The organism is Thiohalophilus sp. (genome assembly GCF_031581315.1).
In the GTDB taxonomy this organism is placed as follows: Bacteria; Pseudomonadota; Gammaproteobacteria; order UBA6429; family Thiohalophilaceae; genus Thiohalophilus.
Genome location: NZ_JAVLAZ010000051.1, coordinates 10,602 through 17,550, shown reverse-complemented (window position 1 = coordinate 17,550; position 6,949 = coordinate 10,602). Strand labels below are relative to the sequence as shown.

Annotated in this window: 7 protein-coding genes; 2 read left to right on the top strand and 5 right to left on the bottom strand. The window is 56.2% G+C overall.

Translation table 11 applies throughout. From position 1 onward, the window contains the following. From RI563_RS08760 to RI563_RS08740, 5 genes are all read right to left on the bottom strand, one after another. On the bottom strand, window positions 1-539 hold a 539-nt coding region (locus RI563_RS08760), incomplete at its 3' end, for a reverse transcriptase domain-containing protein (protein WP_310693995.1). 628 nt (window positions 540-1,167) lie between these two features. Then, the gene (locus tag RI563_RS08755) at window positions 1,168-1,662 is read right to left on the bottom strand and encodes a gamma-glutamylcyclotransferase family protein (protein ID WP_310693994.1); all 495 of its coding nucleotides are present in this window, start codon (window positions 1,660-1,662) and stop codon (window positions 1,168-1,170) included. 418 nt (window positions 1,663-2,080) lie between these two features. Beyond that, entirely contained in the window at window positions 2,081-3,064 is a 984-nt protein-coding gene (locus RI563_RS08750) for a DUF523 and DUF1722 domain-containing protein (protein WP_310693993.1), read from the bottom strand. Further along, window positions 3,033-3,626: an exonuclease gene (locus RI563_RS08745; protein WP_310693992.1), complete on the bottom strand. Its 594-nt coding sequence runs from the start codon at window positions 3,624-3,626 to the stop codon at window positions 3,033-3,035. Before RI563_RS08745 ends, RI563_RS08750 begins: the two co-directional genes overlap by 32 nt. 29 nt (window positions 3,627-3,655) lie before the next feature. Next, a complete protein-coding gene (locus RI563_RS08740) occupies window positions 3,656-4,075 on the bottom strand; it encodes a DUF6524 family protein (protein ID WP_310693991.1) in 420 nt (139 codons plus the stop codon). A 103-nt stretch (window positions 4,076-4,178) separates the two neighbouring features. On the opposite strand from RI563_RS08740, the gene RI563_RS08735 reads away from it, so the two are divergent. Both RI563_RS08735 and RI563_RS08730 read left to right on the top strand, forming a co-directional pair. Beyond that, window positions 4,179-4,730 carry a hypothetical protein gene (locus tag RI563_RS08735; RefSeq protein ID WP_310693990.1) on the top strand — a complete coding sequence of 184 codons (552 nt, stop codon included), beginning with the start codon at window positions 4,179-4,181 and terminating at the stop codon, window positions 4,728-4,730. 21 nt (window positions 4,731-4,751) lie between these two features. After that, a complete protein-coding gene (locus RI563_RS08730; RefSeq protein ID WP_310693989.1) occupies window positions 4,752-6,587 on the top strand; it encodes an ABC transporter ATP-binding protein in 1,836 nt (611 codons plus the stop codon). Window positions 6,588-6,949: the final 362 nt, after the last annotated feature.

Genomic DNA, 6,949 nt, shown 5'->3' with positions numbered 1-6,949 from the left:
ATAAGTCGAAGCAGTCGTTTGTCTCCGATTCGGTGTTGGAGAAATTGCATCATCCAGTCGTGGTTCATGGCATCAAAGAACTTCTGAATATCTGCATCCAACACCCAATTCACTCGCTTCCTATAGATCCCGGTACTAAGAGCATCTAGCGCATCATGTTGGCTACGCCCTCGGCGGAATCCATATGAGAATCCCATGAAGTTATCCTCAAAGATCGCCTCCAGCACATAAACCACAGCTTGTTGGATTATCTTATCTTCCAAGCATAAGATACTCAAAGGTCTTTCTGAACCATCTGCCTTTGGGATCATTGTCCGTCTAGCAGGTTGGGCTCGGTAGTTACCTTTGTGTATGCGGTCATGAAGATTTGTTAGCTGATCAGAAAGGTTTTCTCCATAAGACCGCCACGTCACACCATCAATCCCAGGAGCAGAGTTTCTCTTTAGTGCAAAATAGCTTTGCTCCAGGAGTTCCACGCTGATGTGATGCAGCAAGGCTGTGAACGGTACATCCTTCCTTAATCGCGCCGCTTGGCGCACACCAGCCAGTCCGTACGACGCGATACCCCGGCTCTGTGTCCGGACCGCGGTTGTCTGACCCGTGTTCCTCTTGGGCAAAGTCCTTCCCTCCGCGACCTCCGCCGAGAGTTGCCTCTCTTTGTTCGGTCGTTTCTTCGGTACTATGACTTTGTCCGACTTCTCATCTGCGTTCATATTTATTGCTCAGTTATTACCTTAATAAATCGGCTCGGTATGCCCACCGAGCACAGATGAGACCTCCCAGGTTCCGTACAAAGGACTTTTCCACATGCATGAGGTCTACGACTGCGCGAGGTCCGATGTCATACTAGCCAATAACGCATGACTCGATGTTGCTTTCTCTTCAGCAGAAGGAGATCAGCACCTCGGAGTTCGACCCATTTCGCAGCTCGATACTCAGCCTATGGTTTCCCCTGTGAACGCTTCACGTTTACACTCACGTGCAACCGCGCATCACTCGGGGCTGTGGCGGTTGGCTAAACCTTACCTCATGGAGGACTTTCACCTCCTATCCTTTGCCAGCTTGTCCTGGCGCACACTGCTTTGGGTCGAAAGCAGCCACTTCTTAACCACCACACAATTTCTAATATTCTAGTTCTTCAGGCATATTTCGCCACCCTGAAACAGATCAGCTGTAAATCGACAACTCCTTCTCCCGTCGCTCATTATCGGCATCCTCGATATGCTCGACGCTCTCGATCGCACGGATATACGCCTCCGGCAGTCCGTGCTCCCTGGCCCCGCGAATCACATGGGATTTGTACCAGTCCAGGGGTTTCAGTGCCGGGTCGATCCGGATGGCGTAGTAGGTGATGGCCTCGACAACATTCCCGTCGGTTAGGCTTACCTGCACGACCTTCTCCGCATAGCCCCGGCCCAGCCCCTCGGCCCGGTCCAGGGCCGGTTTGTCCTTTTCCGCTATGGCAAACACGACGCCGTGGACGCAATCGGTTGCATCGCCGGTTACGCAGGCGTCGCATTTTGCCGTGTCGTCGTTGTCGCTGATCTTGTGAAATGCCAGCCGATGGCCCGCCAAAACAGCCGTGCTCAGCTTCGTGGCCGACGGGGCTCTCGCCATGATGCGCCGGGTTGACATGTTGGAGCCGTAGGCGAAGTAGTACATCAGTGCTTTTTCTCCTTGCCGTACAGCAAAATCTCACCACCAAGACACCAAGACACAAAGTTAATATTTATCCTGTCAAAACCGGTTATTTGCCGCCATACGTCTGTTCCAGGACATTGCCGGACACGCATTGCCGTACCTGGCAGGCATACTGGACCCCGGCCTGCGCCGGGGTGACGGCATGACTTTTAAACTGTGGCGTATTCCCAGAGATTGCCGGATACGCTTCGCTTTATCCGGCCTACATAATGAAAAATTTCACCACCAGGACACGAAGACACCAAGTAAATATTTACTGTGTCAAACGCCTATTTAAATAATTCTTGCATACAGTGCCGTAAAGTAAAGATTTATAAAATTCTTTCTCTTAGTGTCTTGGCGTCTTGGTGGTTTATGTCGTGTCTTCGTGGTTAATCGCTTAAAGGCTGTTGCGCAGCATGAGCTCTTCGGGATAGGGGTTCATGTAGTACTGCTGGTCGATGTAGGGCTGGGGGTATTTGCGCAGGTGGTGTTTGAGCAGGGTGATGGGGACGATCAGCGGGACCTGGCCGAGGCGGTATTTGTCCAGGACTTCGAGCAGTTCCTGTTTGTCGTCGCCGTCCAGGGAGTTTTTCAGATAGCCCATGACGTGCATCAGTACGTTGGTGTGGCGTTTGCGCGTGGCGGGGATTTTCAGCGCCTGCATCAGGATGTCGATGTAGCTGCCAGCCAGCGAATGCAGGTGTTCCTTGCCGGCATCGGCGACCAGTCGGCCCAGCCGCCGATAGGCCGGCTCGTCGTGGGCCAGCACGTTGAATTTATGTCGGGAATGGAAGTCCACCAGCGCCGACGGGGTCAGGCCGTCTTTGATCATCTGCTGCCAGCGGTAATAGACAAACACCCGTTCGATGAAATTCTCGCGCAATACGGGATCCATGAGCCGTCCTTCTTCTTCGAACGGCAGGTTGGGCAGGCATTCCATCAGGGTGGCGGCATAAATGCCGCTGCCGGTTTTGGCCGGAACGTTGTTGTGATCGAACACCCGCACCCGCTCCATGCCGCAGCTGGGCGAGTCTTTCTTTAATATATAGCCGGAGATTTCCGAAAGCTGACCCGAGACTTCGAAAGCGTAGTCGCGCAGCTCGTCAGTTTTATCCATGTCCGGGTCCTGGATGCCGACCGCGTGCACGCCGTCGTCGCGACGCACCAGGCGAATCGGCGGGCGCGGGATGCCCATGCCGATCGCCACCTCGGGACAGTAGGGGACAAATTCAAAATATTCGCTCAGGTTGTTTAATACAAACACATTGCGCTTGTGCCCGCCGTCGTACCGCACTTCCTGACCCAGCAGGCAGCTGCTGATGCCGATGTTGATCGTGTGCGGGTGTGACTCAGCCGGGTCCATTGCTGTCGTCACTGTCATTCAGGTTCAGGTTTTCCCGCAGCATATTTACGAACAGTTCCCCCTGCTCGCGGGCATCATCCAGGGCGATGTGGTTGTGTTCCTGTTCGGAGAACCAGCGGTTGGGCAGATAGGGTTTGCCGCATTCGCGAAACGGCCGCTTGCGCATGCCCATGGCATAGGAGCGCATGTCGATGCCATGCTCGCCGAAGGCGCGGCGGTCGGTAAAGCGCAGCAGGTACCAGTAGATCCACATAAAGTCCCACGTTGCGGGCCAGGCGGTGAAGATGGGGTTGCCCGGCAGTTCCTCGAGCCAGTCGGCGAATTCGTGCATGACTTCCTGCGGTGGCCGGGTGTTTTCCCGGCAGGCGGCCCAGGCCTCGGGGAAGTGTTGCCACCAGGCTTCCATACGCGGGTGGGCCGTGGCGCCCTCCAGGGTGTCGAGATTGACGCTGTAGTGCGCGATCTCTTCGCCGGTCTCATCATAGGCAACCGCGCCGATGCTGAGCATCGAATGGGGGCCGGGAATCGGGCCGTCGGCCTCGATATCCACGCTGACATAAATTTCCGGTTTTTTTGCCATTTTATCGGCCTATGCTCTGGCGCAATGGCTCAATCCTCGACATCATCGATATCGAACTGGCCGCTCAGGCGCCGCCGGATATGCGACCAGGTCATGCCCACGGCCAGCAGGGCGCTGATCACAAACAGGACCATGTAAGCCACGGTGTCAAACGAACCGCGCGGGATAACACCCCATTCCCTCAGCAACCACAACAGCGCAGCGAACAGCGCCACCACCAGCAGCATGCCAAAGCCGCCCAGCGAGCCGAGCGTGGCGCGAATAAAAATCGTCCAGCCGATGACCAGTAAAATACCGACAAAGATCTTCAGCGCCAGCGGCCCCTGCGCGGTATCCGCCGCCCAGTGGACGAAGGAATAGCCTTCCGGGTTGTAGGTACAGAAGACCAGCACCAGCGCCGCGAGAAAGCGCCAGCCGATCCCGACCCAGGTAATTTCCCTTCTAGCCATTGAACCCCCTTTTTAATTATTGCTTCCACCCTGTCCGGCAGCCGATTTGATCCTGAACCGGATATTGGAAACAATAGCGGTTCGCATTTCCGGAGTATGAGCAATGAGTATATCAGAACGCGATCAGCAGATTCGACAAACCCACGCCCCGCTCATTCAGCAGGTGGTCAAGGCCTGCCTCAACGCCGAGGAGCGTGACCGGCTGGAGCCGATGTTACAAATGGCCAGGGAACAGAACTGGCATGCGCTGGTTGACCGCATCGAATCCATTTTGAAAGGTCAACGTGACGAATCGCTGTTGCTCAACCTGGATGAGGAGGATCGGGTGATCGTCCAGTCCATTCTGCAGGGCCTGCAAAACCCCGAGACCCTGCCTGATCCCGAGGTGCAGGCCGATCCGACCATCGCCGCCCCCGGTCTGGCACAGATGATCCACGCCGCCAACCACGGTAACAGCGAGGCGTTACAGGCCCTGGGCAACATGGCCGAATACATGATTCAGGTGCCCGGCGACATGCGCCAGCTGGGCGGCATTATCAATCGCCTGTTACAGGGTGAGCGGGATCCCGATGTGCTATGCAAGGGCATGGGGCCAAGTGGTGAGCAACTGGTGCTGAATATTCTCGATGAGCTCAATCAGATGTCGCCCCAGTAGTAACCCACGCGATTCCGCTGTATGACCGCCTCCTCCCCAGTCCAGCCGGTGCCGGTTGACGACGCCGCCGCGTCGGCACCGGTGCAGGGCTACGGCTGGTCCTACATTCTGAATGAGACGCTGCGCCACAAGCGTGAGTTGATCAAGGCCAATATCATTGCCGTGATTGCAGTGCTTGCCAGCGTGCCCATCCCGCTGATGATGCCGCTGCTGGTGGACGAGGTATTGCTGGAACAGCCCGGACCCCTGGTCGGGTTTATGCAGGAATTATTCCCCGCGGGCTGGCACGGGCCGGTGCTGTATATCCTGTTCATTCTGCTGGTGACCGTGTTGCTGCGCCTGAGTTCGATCATGTTCACGGTCTGGCAGACCCGCCAGTTCACTCTGGTGGCCAAGGATGTGGTGTATCGCATTCGCCGCGCGCTGTTGAATCGCCTGCAACGCATTTCCATGGCCGAGTACGAAACCCTCGGCAGCGGGACAGTTGCCTCCTACTTTGTGACCGATCTCAATGCCATTGACGAGTTTATCGGCCAGTCGGTGAGCAAGACCCTGATTGCCGGTTTGTCTCTCGTCGGGGTCACGGCGGTATTGCTCTGGCTGCACTGGCAACTGGCCCTGTTCATTCTGTTTCTCAATCCGCTGGTGATCTACTTTACCGTTACCCTGGGTAAAAAGGTCAAGACACTCAAAAAACGGGAGAACAAGGCCTTTGAGCTGTTTCAGGAATCCCTGGTGGAGACGCTCGATGCGGTGCGCCAGATTCGCGCCAGTAATCGCGAGCGCCATTATCTGGGCCGGGTGATTGATGCGGCGCGCCGGGTGAAAAGCCACTCGGCCGATTACTCCTGGAAGTCCGATGCCGCCAGTCGACTCTCATTCGGCGTATTCCTGCTTGGCTTTGACAGCTTTCGCGCCATCGGCATGCTAATGGTGGTGTTCTCGGATCTGACCATCGGTCAGATGATGGCAGTGTTCGGTTATCTGTGGTTCATGATGACGCCGGTGCAGGAACTGTTGAACCTGCAGTATGCGTTTTATTCGGCCAAGGCGGCACTGCAGCGAATCAACACCATGCTCGATCTGCGCCTGGAACCCCGCTATCCCCATCATCAGAACCCGTTTTCCGACAAAGTCACCACCGGCATTCGACTGGACGATATCAGTTTCGCCTATGGCGATAACGAACCGGTGTTGCGCCATGTCTCGCTCAACGTCAAACCGGGGGAAAAGGTCGCGCTGGTCGGCGCCAGTGGCGGGGGCAAATCCACGCTGGTTCAGGTGCTGCTCGGTATCTATCCCTTTGACAGCGGCATGCTCTATTTTGATGACGTACCGATCACCCGGATTGGTCTGGATGTGGTGCGCGAGCACGTCGTGACCGTGTTGCAGCAGCCGGCCATGTTCAACGACACGGTCCGCCACAACCTGACCCTGGGGGATGAACAGGACGACGCGCAACTCTGGCAGGCCCTGCGTATTGCCCAGCTTGAAGAGATTGTCTTACAGATGCCGCACCAGCTGGATACCCTGATCGGCCGCCAGGGCGTGCGCCTCTCCGGCGGCCAGCAACAGCGCCTGGCCATTGCCCGCATGATCCTGGCCAACCCGAAGATTGTCATTCTGGATGAGGCCACCTCGGCGCTGGATACCGATACCGAGGCGCGATTGCACCGGGCCCTGCACGACTATCTGCAGGAACGGACCACGTTGATTATTGCCCATCGACTCAGCGCCGTGCGTCAGGCCGACCGGGTATATGTCTTCGAGGATGGACACATCATCGAACACGGCTCGCACGAAGAGTTGATCGATGCCGGCGGGCTTTACCAGCGACTGTACGGCAAGCAGGCATAGAGCGCCGTTGGCAGTTGGCCGTTTTTACCACGAAGACACGAAGTCTCGAAGTATATCAATTTTCTCTTCGTGTCTTCGTGCCTTCGTGGTGAAGCTCTTATAACAAACATCGACCGGAAATCGTCACATAGGCTTCGCCAATGTGACCTACGGCTACATGTTGTGGGAGCGCCCCACGGGCGCGACTGCCGTATCTGGCGCCGTCGCGGTCGAAGCCCGCTCCCACAGGGATTGTGTCGTGTGTTGGCAGTTTTTACCACGAAGATACGAAGTCGCGAAGTGTCTCAATTTTTCTTCGTGTCTTCGCGCCTTCGTGGTGAAGCTTTTATAAAAATCCAGCCTATCGAATATAACGCAGGAAG

Bases quoted from the DNA above. Each gene is read 5' to 3' on its own strand.
- RI563_RS08740 (WP_310693991.1), bottom strand. From the start codon at position 4,075: ATGGCTAGAAGGGAAATTACCTGGGTCGGGATCGGCTGGCGCTTTCTC.
- RI563_RS08735 (WP_310693990.1), top strand. From the start codon at position 4,179: ATGAGTATATCAGAACGCGATCAGCAGATTCGACAAACCCACGCCCCG.
- RI563_RS08750 (WP_310693993.1), bottom strand. From the start codon at position 3,064: ATGACAGTGACGACAGCAATGGACCCGGCTGAGTCACACCCGCACACG.
- RI563_RS08745 (WP_310693992.1), bottom strand. From the start codon at position 3,626: ATGGCAAAAAAACCGGAAATTTATGTCAGCGTGGATATCGAGGCCGAC.
- RI563_RS08730 (WP_310693989.1), top strand. From the start codon at position 4,752: ATGACCGCCTCCTCCCCAGTCCAGCCGGTGCCGGTTGACGACGCCGCC.
- RI563_RS08755 (WP_310693994.1), bottom strand. From the start codon at position 1,662: ATGTACTACTTCGCCTACGGCTCCAACATGTCAACCCGGCGCATCATG.